The sequence below is a fragment of the Flavobacterium granuli genome, assembly GCF_031456055.1.
Lineage (GTDB): Bacteria > Bacteroidota > Bacteroidia > Flavobacteriales > Flavobacteriaceae > Flavobacterium > Flavobacterium granuli_A.
The window spans coordinates 536,376-556,455 of the sequence record NZ_JAVDTX010000001.1 but is presented as its reverse complement, the minus strand read 5'-3'; the positions used below and the strand labels follow the sequence as shown (position 1 = coordinate 556,455).

19 protein-coding genes are annotated in these 20,080 nt (G+C 33.9%); 15 read left to right on the top strand and 4 right to left on the bottom strand.

The features are described 5' to 3' along the window. Positions 1 to 110 precede the first annotated feature (110 nt). The 9 genes from J2W95_RS02405 (at position 111) to J2W95_RS02365 (ending at position 8,111) form a co-directional block, all read left to right on the top strand. Positions 111 to 686 (top strand): nucleotide exchange factor GrpE, encoded by a 576-nt coding sequence (locus J2W95_RS02405; protein WP_409025108.1) that lies wholly within the window; start codon positions 111 to 113, stop codon positions 684 to 686. 81 nt (positions 687 to 767) lie between these two features. Beyond that, entirely contained in the window at positions 768 to 1,877 is a 1,110-nt protein-coding gene (gene dnaJ, locus J2W95_RS02400; protein WP_310003572.1) for a molecular chaperone DnaJ, read from the top strand. Positions 1,878 to 1,996: 119 nt separating this feature from the next. Beyond that, positions 1,997 to 2,914, top strand: coding sequence for an ABC transporter ATP-binding protein (locus J2W95_RS02395; RefSeq protein WP_310003570.1), 918 nt, complete (start codon positions 1,997 to 1,999; stop codon positions 2,912 to 2,914). Between the two features lie 106 nt (positions 2,915 to 3,020). Next, positions 3,021 to 4,337 (top strand): ABC transporter permease, encoded by a 1,317-nt coding sequence (locus tag J2W95_RS02390; RefSeq protein ID WP_310003568.1) that lies wholly within the window; start codon positions 3,021 to 3,023, stop codon positions 4,335 to 4,337. Positions 4,338 to 4,385: 48 nt separating this feature from the next. Further along, the gene (locus tag J2W95_RS02385; protein ID WP_310003566.1) at positions 4,386 to 5,549 is read left to right on the top strand and encodes a sigma-54-dependent transcriptional regulator; all 1,164 of its coding nucleotides are present in this window, start codon (positions 4,386 to 4,388) and stop codon (positions 5,547 to 5,549) included. 63 nt (positions 5,550 to 5,612) lie between these two features. Continuing rightward, positions 5,613 to 6,332, top strand: a complete 720-nt coding sequence (locus tag J2W95_RS02380; protein ID WP_310003564.1) for a DEAD/DEAH box helicase — start codon at positions 5,613 to 5,615, stop codon at positions 6,330 to 6,332. 109 nt (positions 6,333 to 6,441) lie between these two features. Next, positions 6,442 to 6,660: a putative signal transducing protein gene (locus tag J2W95_RS02375; RefSeq protein ID WP_310003562.1), complete on the top strand. Its 219-nt coding sequence runs from the start codon at positions 6,442 to 6,444 to the stop codon at positions 6,658 to 6,660. Between the two features lie 111 nt (positions 6,661 to 6,771). Continuing rightward, complete coding sequence (locus J2W95_RS02370) at positions 6,772 to 7,584, top strand: Cof-type HAD-IIB family hydrolase (protein WP_310003561.1); 813 nt, start codon at positions 6,772 to 6,774, stop codon at positions 7,582 to 7,584. Continuing rightward, positions 7,584 to 8,111, top strand: a complete 528-nt coding sequence (locus J2W95_RS02365) for a GNAT family N-acetyltransferase (protein WP_310003559.1) — start codon at positions 7,584 to 7,586, stop codon at positions 8,109 to 8,111. Before J2W95_RS02370 ends, J2W95_RS02365 begins: the two co-directional genes overlap by 1 nt. 71 nt (positions 8,112 to 8,182) lie before the next feature. On the opposite strand, the gene J2W95_RS02360 is transcribed toward J2W95_RS02365, so the two are convergent. Beyond that, a complete protein-coding gene (locus tag J2W95_RS02360) occupies positions 8,183 to 8,704 on the bottom strand; it encodes a hypothetical protein (protein ID WP_310003557.1) in 522 nt (173 codons plus the stop codon). A gap of 507 nt (positions 8,705 to 9,211) precedes the next feature. Between J2W95_RS02360 and mtaB the strand changes: the two genes are divergently transcribed. After that, positions 9,212 to 10,540, top strand: a complete 1,329-nt coding sequence (mtaB, locus tag J2W95_RS02355) for a tRNA (N(6)-L-threonylcarbamoyladenosine(37)-C(2))-methylthiotransferase MtaB (protein WP_310003555.1) — start codon at positions 9,212 to 9,214, stop codon at positions 10,538 to 10,540. A gap of 141 nt (positions 10,541 to 10,681) precedes the next feature. Here mtaB and J2W95_RS02350 read toward each other — a convergent pair whose 3' ends face one another. Beyond that, on the bottom strand, positions 10,682 to 11,512 hold the full coding sequence (locus tag J2W95_RS02350) for a DUF6929 family protein (RefSeq protein ID WP_310003553.1): 831 nt from the start codon (positions 11,510 to 11,512) through the stop codon (positions 10,682 to 10,684). A gap of 451 nt (positions 11,513 to 11,963) precedes the next feature. Here J2W95_RS02350 and J2W95_RS02345 point away from each other — a divergent pair, with 451 nt between their 5' ends. Together J2W95_RS02345 and J2W95_RS02340 are read left to right on the top strand one after the other, a co-directional pair. Then, positions 11,964 to 13,418, top strand: coding sequence for a PhoX family protein (locus J2W95_RS02345; protein ID WP_310003551.1), 1,455 nt, complete (start codon positions 11,964 to 11,966; stop codon positions 13,416 to 13,418). An 85-nt stretch (positions 13,419 to 13,503) separates the two neighbouring features. Further along, positions 13,504 to 15,267: a cytochrome-c peroxidase gene (locus tag J2W95_RS02340; protein ID WP_310003549.1), complete on the top strand. Its 1,764-nt coding sequence runs from the start codon at positions 13,504 to 13,506 to the stop codon at positions 15,265 to 15,267. A gap of 54 nt (positions 15,268 to 15,321) precedes the next feature. On the opposite strand, the gene J2W95_RS02335 is transcribed toward J2W95_RS02340, so the two are convergent. Continuing rightward, on the bottom strand, positions 15,322 to 15,831 hold the full coding sequence (locus J2W95_RS02335; protein ID WP_310003548.1) for a hypothetical protein: 510 nt from the start codon (positions 15,829 to 15,831) through the stop codon (positions 15,322 to 15,324). Positions 15,832 to 16,054: 223 nt separating this feature from the next. On the opposite strand from J2W95_RS02335, the gene J2W95_RS02330 reads away from it, so the two are divergent. Next, a complete protein-coding gene (locus J2W95_RS02330) occupies positions 16,055 to 17,464 on the top strand; it encodes an MATE family efflux transporter (RefSeq protein ID WP_310003546.1) in 1,410 nt (469 codons plus the stop codon). Between the two features lie 65 nt (positions 17,465 to 17,529). Continuing rightward, a complete protein-coding gene (locus tag J2W95_RS02325) occupies positions 17,530 to 17,760 on the top strand; it encodes a hypothetical protein (protein WP_310003542.1) in 231 nt (76 codons plus the stop codon). Positions 17,761 to 17,882: 122 nt separating this feature from the next. Here J2W95_RS02325 and meaB read toward each other — a convergent pair whose 3' ends face one another. Continuing rightward, positions 17,883 to 18,971, bottom strand: coding sequence for a methylmalonyl Co-A mutase-associated GTPase MeaB (meaB, locus tag J2W95_RS02320; RefSeq protein ID WP_310003538.1), 1,089 nt, complete (start codon positions 18,969 to 18,971; stop codon positions 17,883 to 17,885). A 160-nt stretch (positions 18,972 to 19,131) separates the two neighbouring features. Between meaB and J2W95_RS02315 the strand changes: the two genes are divergently transcribed. After that, positions 19,132 to 20,043: an AEC family transporter gene (locus tag J2W95_RS02315; RefSeq protein WP_310003537.1), complete on the top strand. Its 912-nt coding sequence runs from the start codon at positions 19,132 to 19,134 to the stop codon at positions 20,041 to 20,043. Positions 20,044 to 20,080: the final 37 nt, after the last annotated feature.

Genomic DNA, 20,080 nt, shown 5'->3' with positions numbered 1-20,080 from the left:
AGAAAGGAGGATGTTTTCTCTGGTAAATTTTTATTCTTAAAAAAAGATGACAATTTGACATTTTATAAGTTTTGGCAGTACTTTTGCAATCGAATCTAATGAATAAAACTATGTTTAAGAATTTTTTTAAAAATAAAAGTAATATGACTACAGAAAATACAGAATTCGATCAAGAAATAGATGATGTGACATTAGAGAATAATGCAAATGGTGAGCAACTTATTATTGAAGAATTAAGTGTTGAAGAGCAATTAACACAAGACTTAGCCAAAGAAAAAGACAAGTTTTTGAGACTATTTGCTGAATTTGAAAATTACAAAAGACGTACTACAAAGGAAAGAATCGAGTTGTTTAAAACTGCCAATCAAGAAGTATTGCTTGCAATGTTACCTGTACTAGATGATTTTGACAGAGCGATCATTGAAATCAGCAAATCGGAAGATGAATCGTTGGTTAAAGGTGTGGAATTGATTTTCGAAAAATTGAAAGGTACATTGGTTGCCAAAGGATTGGAGCAAGTTGATGTGAAAGCGGGAGATGCATTTGATGCTGATTTTGCTGAAGCAATTACTCAAATTCCAGCAGCATCAGATAAGATGAAAGGGAAAATTGTGGATGTTCTTGAAAAAGGATACAAACTAGGGGATAAAATTATTCGTTTCCCAAAAGTGGTAATTGGTAACTAAAAAATCAAATTGCAAATCATAAATTTTAATGTGTTGAACATTTGGAGTTTATAATTCGATTATTTGGAATTTATTTTAATTATGAAAAAAGATTTTTACGAAATATTAGGCATTTCAAAAGGTGCAGATGCTGCCGAAATTAAAAAGGCATACAGAAAAAGTGCATTGAAATACCATCCTGACAAGAATCCTGGCGACAAAGAGGCAGAAGAAAAGTTTAAATTGGCTGCCGAAGCATATGAAGTATTGAGTGATCCTGCCAAAAAAGCAAAATACGATCAATATGGACATCAAGCATTTGACGGATCTGGAGGATTTGGCGGTGGTGGTCATGGCGGAATGAATATGGACGATATCTTTAGTCAATTTGGAGATATCTTCGGTGGTGGTTTTGGTGGATTTGGCGGAGGCGGAGGTCCTCGTCGCGTAAAAGGAAGCAATTTGCGTATTAAAGTAAAATTGACTCTGGAAGAAATCGCTAATGGTGTTGAGAAAAAAGTAAAAGTAAAACGTAAAGTTCAAGCTCACGGTGTATCGTACAAAACCTGTTCTACCTGTAATGGTCAAGGTCAGGTAATGAGAGTTACAAACACGATTTTGGGTAGAATGCAATCGGCTTCAACTTGTCCTACTTGTGGTGGTTCTGGTCAAATTTTGGACAAAAAACCAAGTAATGCAGATTCTCAAGGAATGGTTGTGGAAGATGAAACAGTTTCTATAAAAATTCCTGCAGGTGTTGTGGATGGAATGCAATTGAAAGTTTCTGGTAAAGGAAACGATGCTCCAGGAAACAGCGTTCCGGGAGATTTGATTGTAGTTATTGAAGAAATTGAACATGAATTCTTGAAACGTGAAGGTGAAAACTTGCACTACGATTTATATATTAGTTTTGCAGAAGCCGTTCTTGGAATTTCAAAAGATATTGATGCCGTAAATGGAAAAGTGAGAATCAAACTGGAAGAAGGAATTCAATCAGGGAAAATTCTGAGATTAAAAGGTAAAGGTATTCCAAGTATCAATGGTTACGGAAGTGGAGATTTATTGGTTCACGTAAATGTTTGGACTCCAAAAACCTTAAACAAAGAACAAAAACTGTTTTTTGAAAAAGCGTTGACAGATGAAAACTTTATTCCGAATCCAGAGAAATCAGAGAAATCATTTTTTGAAAAAGTAAAAGATATGTTTTCATAACTTTTATAAACAATAAAATACAAACCCATCCTTTATTCGTTAAGGATGGGTTTTTTAATGTATAATTAAGAGAAATTAGGCTTGAAATTTTTTACTTTTACGCCAATTAAAAAAGTAGCATGAGTAATATACTTGAAGTAAGTAAAGTCGTAAAGCAATATGGTGATTATGTAGCGCTTAACGAAGTGTCATTGACCGTTCCCAAAGGAAGCATATATGGGCTTTTAGGTCCAAATGGAGCAGGGAAAACTTCACTAATTCGAATTATCAACCAAATTACGATGCCCGATAGTGGCGAAATCATCCTTGATGGTGAAAAACTTCAGCCCAAACACATACAATACATTGGATATCTCCCAGAAGAAAGAGGATTGTATAGCTCTATGAAAGTAGGCGAGCAATGTTTGTATTTGGCACAAATGAAAGGATTGTCCAAAGCCGAAGCTAAAAAACAACTGGAATATTGGTTCGACCGCTTGGGGATTCAAGGTTGGTGGAATAAAAAAATCCAAGAGTTATCCAAAGGAATGGCACAGAAAATCCAGTTTGTGGTTTGTGTTTTACATAAACCAAAATTGTTGATTTTTGATGAACCTTTTTCTGGATTTGACCCTGTAAATGCCAATGTCATCAAAGACGAAATTTTGGCATTGAAAGATGATGGTGCCACTATTATTTTTTCTACCCATAGAATGGAAAGTGTGGAGGAATTGTGTGATCATATTGCACTTATCCACAAATCGAATAAGCTGATAGAGGGCAAACTGATTGATGTCAAAAGACAATTCAAGACTAATAGTTTTGAAGTAGGAATCCTATCTGACAATGTTGAAGGTTTGATGTTTGATATTACCCAAAAATTCAAAGTGGGACAGGCCAATTTTAAATCATTAAATGATGAAATAAAACTGGAGATTCAACTTGGAAATGCAACACCAAACGAATTGCTAAATGTTTTGACGCAACGCGGTCAGGTAATGCATTTTGTCGAAAAAATCCCTAGTGTGAATGATATTTTTATACAAACAGTAACATGATAGATTAATTGAATTGTTGGATTTTTATACCTTTTCGAATAAAAATCCAACAATCCAACCAACAATCGAATGAACAAATAATCTAAAAATCGAATAATCTATATAAATGAGTATTATTTCATTAATCATAAAAAGAGAGTTTATTGCCAAAGTCCGCAACAAGTCATTTGTTGTTATGACTTTTTTAAGTCCGTTGTTGTTTGTGGCGATTGCGGGTTTTGTAGCGTATTTGAGTTCTATGAAAGCCGAAACAAAACGTATTGCAATTCATGATGAATCAGGTTTGTTTGTCAACGAATTTGTAGCTCAAAATAATAAAGACAGTGAATACAGATATTTGGATTTGACTGCAATTGATGTCCAAGCTCTTAAAGATAGTATTGCTAAAGAAAATTTTGAAGCCTTACTTTATGTTCCAAAAAGCAATACTAACAAAGATTTGGAACATAATATTGAACTGATATCCAATGACAGCCCAAGCATTATTTTTATCGAAAAAACTCAGGGAATAATTGCAAATAAGTTGACTGAGAATAATCTTGAAGCAGCACATTTGGATACTTTGGCCATAAAAAATGCCCAAGCCCAAGTGGTTTTGAATTTGAGCAAGACCTCTGGAGAAGAAAGTGTTAGGGGGTTAAATGAAATAAAAATTGCGATAGGCGGTGCTTTTGGTTACCTTATTATGATGTTTATAATCATTTATGGAAATATGGTTATGCGATCAGTAATCGAAGAAAAAACGAACCGTATTGTAGAGATTATAATTTCTTCGGTAAAACCGTTCCAACTTATGATGGGGAAAATTATCGGAACTTCATTGGCAGGTTTACTGCAGTTTTTAATTTGGACCATTATCGGTTTGTCGTTAATGTTTGCAGCTTCTGCATTTTTTGGTGTGAATATTGGGCCTACATCCAGAGTTTCTCCTGAAATGATGCATGTTGCTGAGCAAGAATTTTCGGGGACAGCCCAAATGTATATCAAAGAAATATGGAGTCTGCCTATCGCAAGTATTTTGATTAGTTTTGTGGTTTATTTTATCGGAGGATATTTTCTTTATAGTTCTTTTTATGCCGCAATTGGAGCTGCTGTTGATAATCAAACAGATTCGCAACAATTTCTTTTGCCTATCATAATGCCGTTAATGCTTAGTGTTTATATTGGTTTTTTTACGGTTATTAATGATCCGCACGGAACAATCGCCGTGGTTTTTTCAATGATTCCTTTGACATCACCAATTGTAATGTTAATGCGTATTCCTTTTGGAGTACCGTGGTGGCAAATTGCAATTTCCGTATCTTTGTTGTTCGCCACGTTTTTTGGTGTAGTTTGGTTTGCTGCCAAAATCTACCGTGTTGGAATTTTGATGTATGGAAAAAAGCCGAGTTGGAAAGAGTTGTATAAATGGTTGAAATATTAAAGGTTATTTGAATAGTTAAGTTATAAAGCCAAAATAAAAAAGTTATTTATGTCGAAAATTCTGATTATCGAAGACGAAGAAGCTATTAGAAGAGTATTAGCCAAAATACTTTGCGAAGAAAATGAGTCTTATGAAGTTGATGTAGCCGAAGATGGTGTTATAGGGCTTGGGAAAATAAAGGAAAACGACTATGATTTGGTTTTGTGTGACATAAAAATGCCAAAAATGGATGGTGTTGAATTGCTCGAAGCCGTAAAAAAGATTGATACAGAAATTCCTATTGTAATGATATCTGGTCATGGTGATATGGAGACAGCAATCAATACTATGCGTCTTGGAGCTTTTGACTATATCTCAAAACCGCCTGATTTGAATAGATTGCTAAATACTGTTCGAAATGCATTAGACAGAAAAAAACTGGCCGTTGAAAATAAAATTCTAAAGAAGAAAGTTAGCAAAAAATATGAAATTGTTGGGGATAGCGAATCGATCAATCTGGTGAAAGTCATGATTGATAAAGTGGCTAAAACTGATGCAAGAGTTTTAATTACTGGTCCAAATGGAACTGGAAAAGAATTGGTTGCTCATCAATTGCATGACAAAAGTGATCGTTCTAGTGCTCCAATGGTTGAAGTGAATTGCGCTGCCATTCCAAGTGAATTGATAGAAAGCGAATTGTTTGGACACACAAAAGGAGCCTTTACATCGGCGGTAAAAGATCGCGCAGGGAAATTTGAAGTGGCCAATAAAGGAACTATTTTTCTGGATGAAATTGGAGATATGAGTTTGTCAGCCCAAGCCAAAGTTTTGAGAGCTTTACAAGAAGGAATCATAACAAGAGTAGGAGCAGACAGTGATATAAAAATTGATGTGCGTGTTATCGCAGCCACCAATAAAGATTTAAAAACAGAAATCGCAGAAGGCCGTTTCAGGGAAGATTTATACCATCGTTTGGCGGTTATTCTCATAAAAGTTCCTTCCTTAAACGACAGGAGAGAAGATATACCTTCTTTGATTGAGCATTTTACAAATAAAATTGCAAGCGAACAAGGTAATGCAGTAAAGCACTTTTCGGTAGAAGCCATTCGTTTATTGCAAGAGTATGATTGGACAGGAAATATTAGAGAATTACGCAATGTAGTAGAGCGCTTGATAATCCTTGGAGGAAACGAAATTTCCGAAAGTGATGTTACCGCTTTTGCAAGCAAATAAAAATTAAACACAAATTAGGAATTGATTTGCAGTAAAACTGTAATCAGAAATCTAAAATTTATAATGAAACTAAAGAAAATAAATCAAGTATTGCAAGAAGCCTTAATCGATAGTGGGTTGACGGAAGCGAATGAGATGCAAAAAGAAACTTTTTCGACTATAAAAAGTGGTGCAGATGCAATTGTTGTTTCCCCAAAAGGTTCTGGAAAATCTACAACTATTGTACTGAATGTTATTCAGCAATTGGTTTGCGAAGGTGAAGAATCACCTCGAGCCTTAATTATTGTTGAAGACAAAACTAAGGTTCTTGAAATGGAAGAACTTTTCGAAAAGTTTGGAAAATTTACCAACCTGAGAGTGTATGGTGTTCACGATAAAGGTGATATGGAATATGATAAAAATTACATTTCAACAGGTATTGATGTTCTTATTGGGACTCCAAATAAATTGAGTGATATGTTTACTACTGCGGGTTATAATGTAAACCGATTGAGAATGTTCATTCTAGATGATGCAGATCCGATTTTGAAACTGCGTCATGAAACAAAAATCATGCGAATTTCAAATAGTATTGCCAAAACGCAACGCATTATTTTTACTGACCAATTGACCGAACGAATTGAAATTTTGGCTGATAAAATGTTATTAGAACCTTATGTTTTTGATTTTGAAGAAGAATATGATGAGGATGAAGAAGATTTATACGAGGAAGAATCAGTTAACCCAGATGTTGACGATTTCGAAGAGGAAGATGAGGAAATTGATGGTGATGAAGAAGAATAAAATTTAAAAAGAAATCAGAAGACAGGAAGCAAGATTCATTACGAACAATATTCAAGGTGCTTTTTAGTTTAATGATTGAGATAACAATAATTTAAAAAATAAAGGCATCATGGGATTAATGAAAGTGTTTTCGGGAAGTGAAATTTTGGCATTGGCGTTACAGGAAAAAATAGAGGCTGCAGGAGTAGAAACTACAGTTAAAAATAATATCCAATCGGCTAGAATGTCAGGTTTTCCAAATTTGGACTCAGCTGTTGAGGTTTTTATACAAGAAACTGATTTTGCAAAAGCAAATCCGGTTATCGAGGAATTTAGGTTGAATATCTAGTTAAAATAAAGGATTTTTTTTAAACCTTGAGACTTATTAGTGTCAAGGTTTTTTAATGGCATAATAATTGTAATTTATTGAATGAAAAGTTATTAGCTGAAAATTTATATAATGAAAGAAGTGAAATACAAAATGATTGTTTTAGATATGGATGACACGTTGTTAACCGACGACCATATCATATCTGATGAAAATAAGGAAATGATTTTTAAAGCCCAAGAAATGGGAGTTTATGTGGTTTTGGCTTCTGGAAGGCCTACTTCTGCAATGACAGCTTACGCCAAGGAATTGAAAATGGACTACTATAATTCATTTATGCTTTCTTATAATGGAGCAGTAATTACTGATCTGAAAGAAGATAAAATTATTTTTGAGCAAACCTTAACTAAGGAGCAAATTCATGAATTGTATGATTACAGTCTGAAAAGTAATACACATATAATTACTTATGTAAATGATGAAATTGTTAGTGAAACCGATTCGGAATACATTGATGTTGAAAAACATATTACAGGTTTGGTACATAATAAAGTAGAGAGCTTCAAAGATGCTGTACAATCGAATGCTGTGAAATGTATTTTGCTTGAAGAGCCCTCTTATCTCAAAACAGTTGAAGACGATTTGAAGCTGGCTATGCCACATTTGAGTGTGTCAATGTCAAAGCCTTTCTTTTTAGAAGTAGCCCAGCAAGGAATTGATAAAGCCTATAGCTTGAAAAAATTGGCCGAGAAGCTAGCTATCCATCAAAGTGAAATTATTGCTGTAGGAAATGCAGGTAATGATTTGACAATGGTAGAATACGCTGGTTTAGGTGTTTGGGTTGACAATGTAACCCCTGAATTAAGAGACAAAGCGGATTTAATTGTGGCTTCGAATAATGATCATGGCGTTGCCGAAGTAATCAAACGTTATATTTTGAATTAATGGAATCCTATATAGAAACCGAAAGATTGATTTTAAGGGAAATGATTCCATCAGATGATGAAGGAATGTTCGAATTGGATTCGAATCCCGAAGTTCATCGTTTTTTAGGAAATAAGCCTGTAAAGCATATTGATGAAAGTAGATTATATATAGAAAGTTTAAGGCAGCAATATGTAGATAATGGAACTGGTCGTTGGGCTGTAATTCTAAAAGAAACTAATGAATTTATTGGTTGGTCTGGTATAAAATTAATTAAGGAATCTATCAATAATCATCAAAATTTTTACGAGATAGGGTATCGTTTTATACAAAAGCATTGGGGAAAAGGGTATGCTACCGAAGCTGGATTGGCTTTTGTAGATTTTGCCTTTAATGAAATGAAAGTAGAAGCACTTTATGCTTACGCAGATGCTCGAAATGAAGGTTCAAGAAATATTCTAGAAAAACTGGGAATGCATTATGTCAATTCCTTTGAATACGATGGAGGAGAAGAAGTTTGGTATGAAATGAAAAATCTAAATCTATAATTTTCCTTTTTTTGTAAAATAAAAAATCCGTCTCGTTGTTGAATGAGACGGATTTTTTTGTTAATTCTAGATTATTTTTTGGCAACCGAAATGAAATAATTATTTCCATCACCCATCGTAAGTTTTACTCTTTCATCACACACATCGATTACGAATTTGTTATTGTCATAACAAGTACAAGTTGTTTTCTTGTCTTTTGACATTTCGTTGTCACATTTTCCTGTTTTATAACCTGCCAATTGTGGAGTATAAAAAGATACCAAATCCGTTGAAGCTGTTACTAATGAAATGATGCTTGCAGAGTTATCATTTGCAATTCTGTAAACGATTCTGTCTGTATAGTTGATGTTATCCACTGAAACTTTTCTGATATAAGTATAAGAAGTTGAAGCCGTTTCAACTGATTTTTCTTCAAATTTGAAACCAAGACCTCTGATGTCAAGATTGAATTTCTCTTGTGAATTATAGCTTGCCCAAGCAGTTAAAGTACTTATAGTTGGGAAAGGATTTTTTGTCGCTATTGACGGTGCATTTTGAGCTTGTAAGCAAAGTGTAATAAATAGTAGGGAGATTGTGAGGTAGAATGATTTCATTTAGTTTTTGTTTGTTTATTATTGACCTACTCTTTATGGTTTTCGGCGATCCCATTTACTGTTATTAATAATATGATTTTTTGAAAGATTAAGGAAACATCAAATGCAAGAAATGTAATGTCATTAATTTAATCCATTTTTAAACAGATAAAATCATGTATTATTACTTTTCCACTGAATTATTTTTTTGAAATAATTAGTTTTTGATATTTCGAATGATGGATCACAGCAACTTTATTTGGTATAAGATAAAGTTAGTGCTGTTGAATTGTTTTTGGAAGTGTGAAAATAGTATTTATATAAATAAGAACAAAACCTTGAAGAGAAAAATAAAGCTTTTTTAAAGTACATAACATCGTCTGTTTAAATAATAATGTTACGGTATTGATCCTAAAGGTTGGGAATGATATGAATATAAATAATCATCAGCTTTATAGTGTAAATTTTTGTTCGTAAATTTGCGCACTTAAATTTTTTGACAACGATTTCATTAATTTAAGGTTAATTATGGAGAATAGAAAAAAAGTTGCTTTTTACACGCTTGGTTGCAAACTGAATTTTTCGGAAACATCGACCATTGCACGTAATTTGGAAGATGAAGGTTTTGATCGAGTTGATTTTGAGGATGTAGCTGATATGTATGTAATCAATACTTGTTCGGTTACAGAGAATGCAGATAAGCAATTCAAACAAGTGGTGCGCAAGGCGATGAAATTGAATGATAAGGCTTTTGTCGCTGCAGTAGGTTGTTATGCACAGCTGAAACCAGAGGAATTGGCCAATGTTGATGGAGTGGATTTGGTTCTTGGAGCTACAGAGAAATTCAAACTGGCTGATTATATCAATGATTTATCGAAAAATGATTTCGGTGAAGTTCATTCATGTGAAATAGCCGAAGCCGATTTCTATGTTGGCAGTTATTCGATTGGAGATAGAACTCGAGCCTTCTTGAAAGTTCAGGATGGGTGTGATTATAAATGTACTTATTGTACAATTCCGCTTGCTCGTGGAATTTCGAGAAGTGATGAATTGGAAAATGTATTAAAAAATGCTTACGAAATCTCGAAACAAAATATCAAAGAAATTGTACTGACAGGTGTCAATATTGGAGATTATGGTAAAGGGGAATTCGGGAATAAAAAACACGAACATACTTTTTTGGAATTGGTTAAGGCATTAGACGAAGTGGAGGGAATTGAAAGGTTGCGTATTTCTTCGATTGAGCCTAATCTATTGAAAAATGAAACAATAGAATTTGTTTCGAAAAGCAGAACTTTTGTACCGCATTTCCATATTCCGTTGCAATCGGGAAGCAATGATATATTGAAATTGATGAAACGTCGTTATTTGCGTGAAGTATATACGGAACGAGTGAATAAGATTCGCGAAGTAATGCCTCATGCCTGTATTGGTGTGGATGTTATTGTTGGTTTTCCCGGCGAAACTGATGAGCATTTCTTGGAAACCTATCATTTCCTGAATGAAATGGATATTTCGTATTTACATGTTTTCACTTATTCAGAGCGTGATAATACAGAGGCTGCCGAAATGGATGGTGTTGTTCCAGCCAATGTTCGTGCAAAGCGAAGCAAAATGCTAAGAGGTTTATCGGTTAAAAAACGTCGTGCTTTTTATGAAAGCCAGTTGGGAACTAATAGAACTGTACTTTTTGAAAGCGAAAATAAAGAAGGTTACATTCACGGTTTTACCGAGAATTACATAAAAGTGAAAACACCTTGGAATCCAGAATTAGTAAACACTTTGCACGAAATTAATTTGACAAAAATTGATGAGGACGGTAGTGTGAGAATGGAATTTAATACACAATTAGTTTAGTCTAATAAAAAAATAAAAATAAGAAAAGCTGCTTGGTTGTTTTAACTGAGCAGCTTTTTTTAGGTCTAATATATTCTAAAGATAAAATCGGCGTGCCTAACTTTATGTTTCCAAATTGTGGACAATGAGTATTGGAATTGATTATTTACGCAAGCTCAATTTATAGATTCTTGTTTCCAATAGTTCGGTATCATTATCCTCACAAAGGAGAAATTCGATTGTTTCTGATGAATTTTTATAAACTGTTAGTCCTTCAAATTTGTGAGTGTCACTGATTTTTTTGGTGAAATCAATTTTCATGGTTTTAGTGTCAATACAACCAATGAAACTTCCCAGAATTTCACCATCGTTATAAGTGGAATCAGTGTCTTCGGCAGTGGACAAAAAGTAAATTTTATCATCTAGAGCAACAGCATCTGTGAAACTACTGCGGACTCCTTTTATTTTTGGTAATTTATAATTATTGGAAAGAATGTTGAATTCGTTAACCAAGTTTTTTCCTTGGATGGTAAACAATACATTTTTAGCTGATTTTCCGTTGCCGCGATTGAATAAATACCATTCTTCACCAGTGTAAATAGCGCCTTCTATATTGAAATCTTCGGGTTTTATTTCGCCAAAACTTTGCATAACTGAATACAAATCAGTGAGGTCATTTGTTCTTATTTCTTTTTCAAGCGTGTTGATTTCAACCATATTATTCCTTTTTACAGTTGACCCAGAACCAAAAACATAAAGATTCTCACCAAAATGAGTGATGGCCTCAAAATCGGGTTTTTCACTTTTGGTAATATTTTCGGTTGCGTTTTCTATGATTTCATGACGTTGAAGGTTTTTGGATTCTATGTTGTATTCATATAGAAATCCGCTGTTGTCGCCTATGATAAATAAATTGTTGTCCTTGTAAATGAGTCCCGATGCTGAACCAATTCCGATAATGTGAAAAAGGATTTCAAGTGTGAATTTTTCCATGAAAAGTTGTTTTGAAAATGAATGCTCTAGCCCAGATGGAAGTGGAAATCCTTTTGAAAAGAACAACTATTTTTTTTTGTACAGGCAAAGCGACCAGAGGAAGCTCTTGCAAGTGCTTTGAAAAAAGCAGTTCTTGAAAAAGATTATCTCACATTATATTTGTTTCAATTGGAGTTCGATGAACTTCGTTTGTAGCGAACAGCTGGATTAGCTCGTCAAAAATAGTCTTTTTTGATGGGAGAGGAAAATGGAATCTTTGTTTTGAAAGGGATTACAGCGGAAACTGATGGTTTTTTGCAGCTTTGTTTTCTTGTGTATTTTGACTGTTTGTGTAAAATAATTGACATTTAGTATGTTTAAATTGATTTTTATTGAAGTTTTGTTAATATTTAGTTCATTTTCAGTTAAAAATATGGAGGTTTCTTTGTGTTGAATTTAAACAAATAACCAAATGAAAAAAATTATCCTATCGATGCTTGCAGTTGCATCATTAGTATCATGTAACAATGATAAAAGTGCAGAAGAAAATCCAATCAATAGTACTGTTTTGGCAACCAATCAATCAGTAACTCCAGTTTTGTTGAAAAAACAAGCAGGTTTTGAAAAACTTGAATTATTTTCTGTTATTAGTTCTGACGATGTTTTAGCGGGAAGTCCAAATTATGTTTTTGGAGGTTCTGCAGATGGTTCTGGATTATTAAAAAATGAAGACGGGACTTTTACATTTTTAGTAAATCAAGAAGATAACTTTTCGGTATCTAGAATAACATTGGACAAAACATTCAAGCCAGTAAAAGGAGAGTATTTATTGAATTCAAAAGGGGGTACTTGGAGATTATGTGGAGCAACAATGGCTACTCCAGCTGAGCATGGTTTTGGGCCAACTTACTTGACTTCTGGTGAATCTGGTGAAGAGTCTCGTACTCATGCTTTGAATCCATATGGAGATGTTGGAACAGCAAGTGTTTCTAAGGAATTGGCTGGTTTTGGACGTTTAAGCGCCGAAAATGCTTTGCCTTTGAGAAAAACAGCTTTTGCTGGAAAAACTGTGGTAGTTATTGGTGATGACGATTCTGGAACTTATGGAGGTCAGGTATTTATGTATGTGGCTAATACTGTTGGTGATCTTACAAACGGTTCTTTGTACATGATGAAAAGAACGGATGGTAACCAAAGAGAAAAAGATATGGTTACCGGGAAGGATTATGCTGTTTCTTTTGTGAAAATTGAAAATCATACTACTTTGACTGGAGCTCAAATTAATGCTGCTGTAAATACTTTATCTGCCATAAAATTTGGTAGAGTAGAAGACCTTGATTACAGAAAAGGTGGTGATGCTGCCGATCGTGAAATTTACTTTAATGTTACAGGTCAAAATATGACTGGAACAAATGCAGATGCTTCCAGAACAAAATACGGTAGAGTTTATAAATTGAATTTGGATGCTGCAAATCCTTTGGTTGGTACTTTGCAGGTGTTGCTTGATGGAGATGACCGTACAGGGATTGCCGGAAAATTTCAAAACCCAGATAATATTTGTGTAACTAAAAACTATGTTTATGTAGAAGAAGATGCCAATGGTTATGGTGATGAAACACATGATGCTTATATTTATCAGTACAGTATTGCCACAAAACAGTTAAAAGTAGTAGTGGAATTAGACCACCGTCGTACAGCAACTGATGCTGACAAATATAATGTTGGTGGGACTTCTAAATTTGGTGATTGGGAATATGGAGCTTTAATAGATGTGTCTGAGCAGTTGGGTATAGATGATACTTTTTTATTAAGTGTTCAGCCTCATACTTGGACTGGAGATAAATACAAGAATATTGATGGAGGCGGAGGTCGTCCAAATGAAAAGCAAGCAAGCCAAATTGTATTAATCAAAGGATTAGCTAGATAATTTGTAGTTTTTTTATTTTTTTTCAGAAGCTCACGGTTTCATTTTTTGAAGCCGTGATTTCTGTTTTTTATTCTTACACTTTTATATGAAAAATATTGTTTTCCTTTTAATTTGTTTCTTACTGTTTTCTTGTTCCGATTTTAAATCCAAGGCTGAGAAAATTAATGATTTGTACCTTTCGGATTTGGTTGTTTTGCGAGAAGATGTTATCCAATTGCAGCGTTTTGTTGAAGACGGAGCAACTCAAAAACAACTGAAAAATCAATTTTTAAAAGCACATCAAAGTTATAAAAGGGTCGAGTCTATTAGCGAATATTATTTTCCGACAGTTTCCAAAGCCATAAACGGACCTGCTCTTGATGAGTATGAGTATGATGATGGAATTACGGTTCCTCCTGCAGGTCTTCAGGTAATTGAGGAATATTTTTTTCCAGTGTATGATAAGAATTCCAAAAAAGAAATCTTAAAAGAAATTGGGATTCTCAACGCTAATTTATACCGTTTGGAAATGGTTTCAAAAAACAATGAACTAACAGATTCTTCTGTTTTTGATGCGATGCGACTGGAGGTTTTTAGAATAATTACTTTGGGGATAACGGGATTTGATTCTCCGATTGCTCAAAATTCTTTAGCGGAAGCCATAACTTCATTGGAAATTATCGAAGAGCAGCTTATTATTTATCAGGAAGACGAAGAAAGTCCCAAAACTTTCGCAATACTTGAAGGAGGGAAGGATTATTTGAAAAAGAATTTGAAGTTTAATGAATTTGACCGAGCCTATTTTATTAAAAATTATTTGAATCCTTTGAGTAAAGCCATTTATGAAACGCAATCAGATTTAAAAATTCCTTTTTTTAAGGAAAGCCGAGGATTGAAAGTTTCAGCTCAAACATTATTTGATAAAAATGCTTTTGATACAGAAGCTTTTTCGGGTTTTCCAGATTACAAAACAACAAAAGAGAAAATAGAATTGGGTAAATTGTTGTTTAATGATCCTGTTTTATCGGGCAATAATACCCGTTCTTGTGCTTCCTGTCATTATGCCGACAAGGCTTTTGCCGATGGTTTGGAAAAAGCAGTCACATTGGATGGGAAACAAATGATAAAAAGGAATACGCCGACGCTTTCCAATATTGCTTTTCAGCGTAACTTTTTTTATGATTCGAGAGTGAATTATCTCGAAGACCAAGCAGTTGCCGTTATCACAAATGAGAACGAAATGCACGGATCTTTGGAGAAATCAGCTTCGGATTTAAAAAAGAGCAAAAAATATGCAGCTTATTTTGATAAAGCCTTTCCAAGCAAAGAAATTACCGCTTTTGAGATTAAAAATGTTTTGGCATCTTATATTCGGTCTTTGAGTAATTATGATTCTAGATTTGATGGTTTTATGAGAGGAGAAGAAAAATTTAATCTCGATGAAATAGCAGGGTTTAATCTTTTTGCTGGCAAAGCCAAATGTGCAACTTGCCATTTTATTCCGCTAACAAACGGAACGATTCCTCCGAATTTTGACAGATCAGAGAGCGAAGTTCTGGGAGTTCCCGGAAAAGACAAAAAGATAGATGGAGATTTAGGAAAATTTGATTTGACTAAAGCTGAAGTGAATCGCTATTCGTTTAAAACACCTACGATTCGAAACATTGAATTAACAGCTCCTTATATGCACAATGGTGTTTTTAAAACTTTGGAAGAAGTTGTAGATTTCTATGATTGCGGTGGTGGAAATGGTTTGGGATTTAATTTGCCAAATCAAACGTTGCCAATCGATAAATTAAATTTAACGCCAATGGAAAAGAAACAGCTAATTGCTTTTATGAAGACTTTAACCGATAAAAAGCAATACTAAAGAACAAAAAAAAAGCCCTGAATTTCAGGGCTTTTTTTAGAGGTACTAATTCTATTACAAATCAAATCCATAGGCTACACGCAATGCAATTTGATTGGTATCATAATCAGTGTAAGCTTCATAGCGTAAACTTACATCAATATTGTCGTGTGCATATCCAATTCCAGGAGACCAGATATATGTGTTTTGGTCATAACCGTTTGTTACAGCAAAACCACCACCTACTTCACCTAATACATAAAATTGATCTTCCCAAACGAATGCTTTAAATCCAATTTTTGCAGGAATAAAACCTAAATCTTTAATATTTTGATCAATAAATAAATTGGTGAATCCCGTTGTAAGAGTTAAAGACGCTTTTGGAGTTAAATCATATTGAAGACGAACATCTCCACCTAGCGACCAGTCGTATGTGTCATTGTTTGTAGGCATCCCTCCGTTAAGACCAATTCCTAATCGGAATCCTTGGTCGAAGCTTTTTGCTTCTTGAGCTTGTGAATTGTTTGTAAATAATAATGCGATTGCGAATACAGATAACATTTTAATTTTTAATGTAGTTTTCATAATTGAATTTAGGTTGATGTTTTTTGATTGTTCTGTTTATTTGTTTCAGAACAACAGGGCAAATGTAGGGTCATGACTTGCCGAAATTGTTATAGAATTATGATGGACTGTTGCAGAATTACTTCATTTACGTAAAAAATATCGAATAAAAGGGTGTTATATTTTTAATAGTATTGATGCAATTGAAAGCTTCTATTTATATTTGCTGACTTAATAAATTAAAATGAACTTTTCCCAGTACACCAAAGAATTCTCGTATAATATTAAATTGGCTTATCCAGTAATCTTAGGAATGCTTGGACATACTTTAATAGGGATTGTGGACAATTATATGATTGGAAATTTGGGTTCTACCGAGTTGGCTGCAGTTTCCCTAGGCAATAGTTTTATTTTTTTGGCTATGGCTGTTGGAATTGGATTTTCTACAGCGATTACACCTTTGGTAGCAGAAGCAGATGCTGAGAAAAATGATAAAAAAATCCGAACTACGTTTCATCATGGGTTGTTATTGTGTACTATTCTTGGAGTGTCGCTGTTTTTGGTAACGGTGCTGTCCAAGCAATTGATGTATTTTATGGATCAGCCAGAGGCAGTTGTGTTATTGGCAGCTCCTTATATTGATTGGGTTGCTTTTTCTTTGATTCCAGTTGTGATGTATCAGGGGTATAAACAATTTGCAGATGGGTTGTCTTTGACTAAATATTCAATGTATTCTATAATTTTGACGAATATCGTGCATGTGATTTTTAATTATATATTGATTTATGGTTTTTGGATTTTTCCAAAATTAGGAGTAACAGGTGCAGCATTAGGAACTGTAATTTCTAGAATTTTTATGGTGGCTTTCATGCATTATTTGATGAAGCACAATCCTGTTATGAAAAAGTATTTTAAAAATTTCACCTTTAAAGAAATCAAAAAATCAATAATTAAAAAGATCGTTGATCTAGGAATTCCTTCGGCTATGCAAATGCTGTTTGAGGTAACTTTGTTTACGGCAGCAATATGGCTTTCGGGATCTTTGGGAAAAAATAGCCAAGCGGCCAATCAAATTGCTCTTATATTGGCCTCGTCAACATTTATGGTTGCTATGGGATTGAGTGTTACTGCGATGATTAGGGTTGGGCATTCTCGAGGAGTGGCAGATTATAAAAATTTAATTGTCGTAGCACGGTCTATCTTTTTGTTAGCAGTAATTACCGAGGCATTTTTTGCATTGATCTTTGTGGTTTTTCATAATTTTCTGCCTCATTTATTTTTAAATATGCATGATCCAACGCAGGTTGTGGATAACAATGAAATCATTATGATTGCTTCAAAGTTGTTATTGATAGCTGCAATTTTTCAAATTTCTGATGGAATTCAGGTGGTCGTTTTGGGTGCTTTGAGAGGCTTGCAGGACGTGAAAGTTCCAATGTATATTACTTTTGTGGCATATTGGATTGTAGGTTTCCCGATTTCTTTTTATTTGGGGAAATATACAGAATTAAAAGCGGTTGGCGTTTGGATTGGTCTATTGGCTGGACTGACTGCTGCAGCTTTGTTTTTGTATATTCGGTTTGCGCGTTTGACAAGAAAGTTGGTTATGGAGCATTCAGGTGATAAAAACGAAGTAATTTTGTCAGACAAATAGAAAATAAATAATAACTTGCGGACTTTGCATAAAACTTTGCGAACTTTGCGATCAAATATACAAACATGGAATTACCAAAATTTTTACTAGGAGACAATACTGATTTTCCAGATGATATTTTTATCATCCACTTGGATTACCCAAGATTCATCATCAATCTAAAAGACGATGAGGTTGAATTTATGGAAGAAGCTGAAGACTTGGATGAAGCAGAATTGAACGCCGAAATGGAAGGACTTATTGTTCTTGCTAATGAATTTTATGATAGAGAAATGGATCGCTACGAGAAAGAATAATTATTTCTTTTAATAATTGCTTATTTTTTTAGAAATAAAATATCTGTTGAATAAAAATTAAAACTGCAAAAGTTGTCAATCGGCTTTTGCATTTTTTATTTTTTTGAATAAGACTGAAAATGTTATTTTTTAAAATAACTATCTAATAAAATTTGTGCTGCTGCAAAAGGAGATATCTCATTATTTTGAACTGCTTTTTTAGTGGAATCTAATAACTGGATAATGTTTGGTTGATTGTAGAAATGATTTTTCAATTTTTCGTCAATGCTTTCCATCATCCAAAATTGATTTTGTTCCTTCCGTTTTTCTACGAAATAATGGTTTGAATTTACTAATTCAAGATAATTTAAAATTGTTTGCCAAACTGAGTCAATTCCTTCTTGGGTCAAAGCACTACAGGTTGCTGTAGTTGGAATCCATCCTGATTTTTTTGCTGGAAAAAGATGCAATGCTCTGTTGAATTCCACTTTTGCCAATTGTGTTTTTTTAATGTTGTCACCATCGGCTTTATTGATAATAATTGCATCGGCCATTTCCATAATACCACGCTTGATGCCTTGAAGTTCGTCACCCGCACCTGCAATTTTTAGAAGTAAAAAGAAATCGACCATGCTGTGAACAGCCGTTTCACTTTGACCTACACCTACAGTTTCAATTAGTATAATATCAAACCCACATGCTTCGCAAAGTGTAATTGTTTCTCGGGTTTTACGAGCAACGCCTCCCAAAGTTTCTCCAGATGCCGAAGGTCGAATAAATGCATTTTTGTCTTTTACCAATTCTTCCATTCGGGTTTTGTCTCCCAGAATACTTCCATGTGAAATAGTACTGCTTGGATCGACTGCTAGAACGGCTACTTTCTTTCCTAAACTTGTTAAGTGTTTACCGAAAGCTTCAACAAAAGTACTTTTACCAACACCCGGTACTCCTGTGATTCCTATTCGAATTGATTTGTTGGCATGAGGCAAACATCCGTTTATAACATTGTTTGCTTTCTCTAGATGGGTAATACTTGTACTTTCAATTAATGTGATTGCACGGCTGAGCGCCGTTATATTTCCCTCCAATATCCCATCGATTAGTTCTTTTTCAGAAGGTTGTTTCTTCCTGGATACTTTGATTTGTTGTATAGCACTTGTGCTGATGATTTCAGGAGGTGAAATACCATCTTTTTCATTTAAGGCGCTTGGGTTGTTTTTTTTGATGGACAAAATATTTCTTTTGAAAGTAAAAGTAATCAAAACAATAACAGTTTCAAAAGACGAATTCTTGAAACTGTTTTTATTGCTGAAACTTTTTTTGTCAAATATAAATTACTCGGTTTTGGGTTAAAAATGTTTTTAGTAGTATTTTTGTATTCTATTTCATGTGATGAACAACTTTATTCTCATTTTTGTTTTCTTGTTTTTAGGTCTTGTTTTACAAAGGATAAAGCAAATCCCTAAGAATACTCATAAGATTTTAAATTGGATTGTCGTTTATATTTGCCTTCCCGCATTAGCATTATATTATATTCCGAAGATTAAATGGGACAATCAATTGTTGTTTCCTATTGGAGTGGCTTGGATTGGATTTGTAATTTCATATTTCTTTTTTAGTTACTTGGGTAAAAAAAGAGGTTGGCCCAGAAAACTAATTGGTTGTTTGATTATTTGTGCGGGACTCAGTAATACTTCTTTTTTAGGGTTTCCAATAATTGAAGCTTTGTATGGAGAGGAAGGCTTGAAAACTGCAATTATAGTGGATCAGCCTGGAACATTTGTGGTGCTTTCTACTTTAGGTGTTTTAGTAGCAACAGTATATTCTAAGGGGAATTTGAATAGTGTACAAATTGCTAAAAAGATTGTTTTTTTTCCTCCTTTCGTTACTTTTTGTATTGCTTGTTTGATGAATGTTTTCCAAATTGATTTTTTTGAGTGGGGACAATTGTTCTTGAAATCGATGGGTAGTGCTGTGACACCTTTGGCATTACTTTCGGTGGGTTTGCAATTGCGTTTTGAAAAACGAAGTATGCACTGGAGTTTTCTAGGACTGGGTTTATTCTATAAATTAATTTTATTTCCTGCTATTATCTGTTTTCTTTATGTGGTGGTGTTTCATCAGCATGGAAAGGATATTGAAGTGGCTATTTTGGAATCAGCAATGGCACCAATGATTACAGGTTGCATTTTGACTTCGACTTATGGTTTGAAACCTAGATTGTGTAGCATGATGATTGGTTTTGGAATTCCCATTTCATTTATAACCTTGATTTTTTGGATTTTTTTGATGCGTTTTATCTAATAAGACTTTGATATATATTCTTTGTTGAACTAGTTGT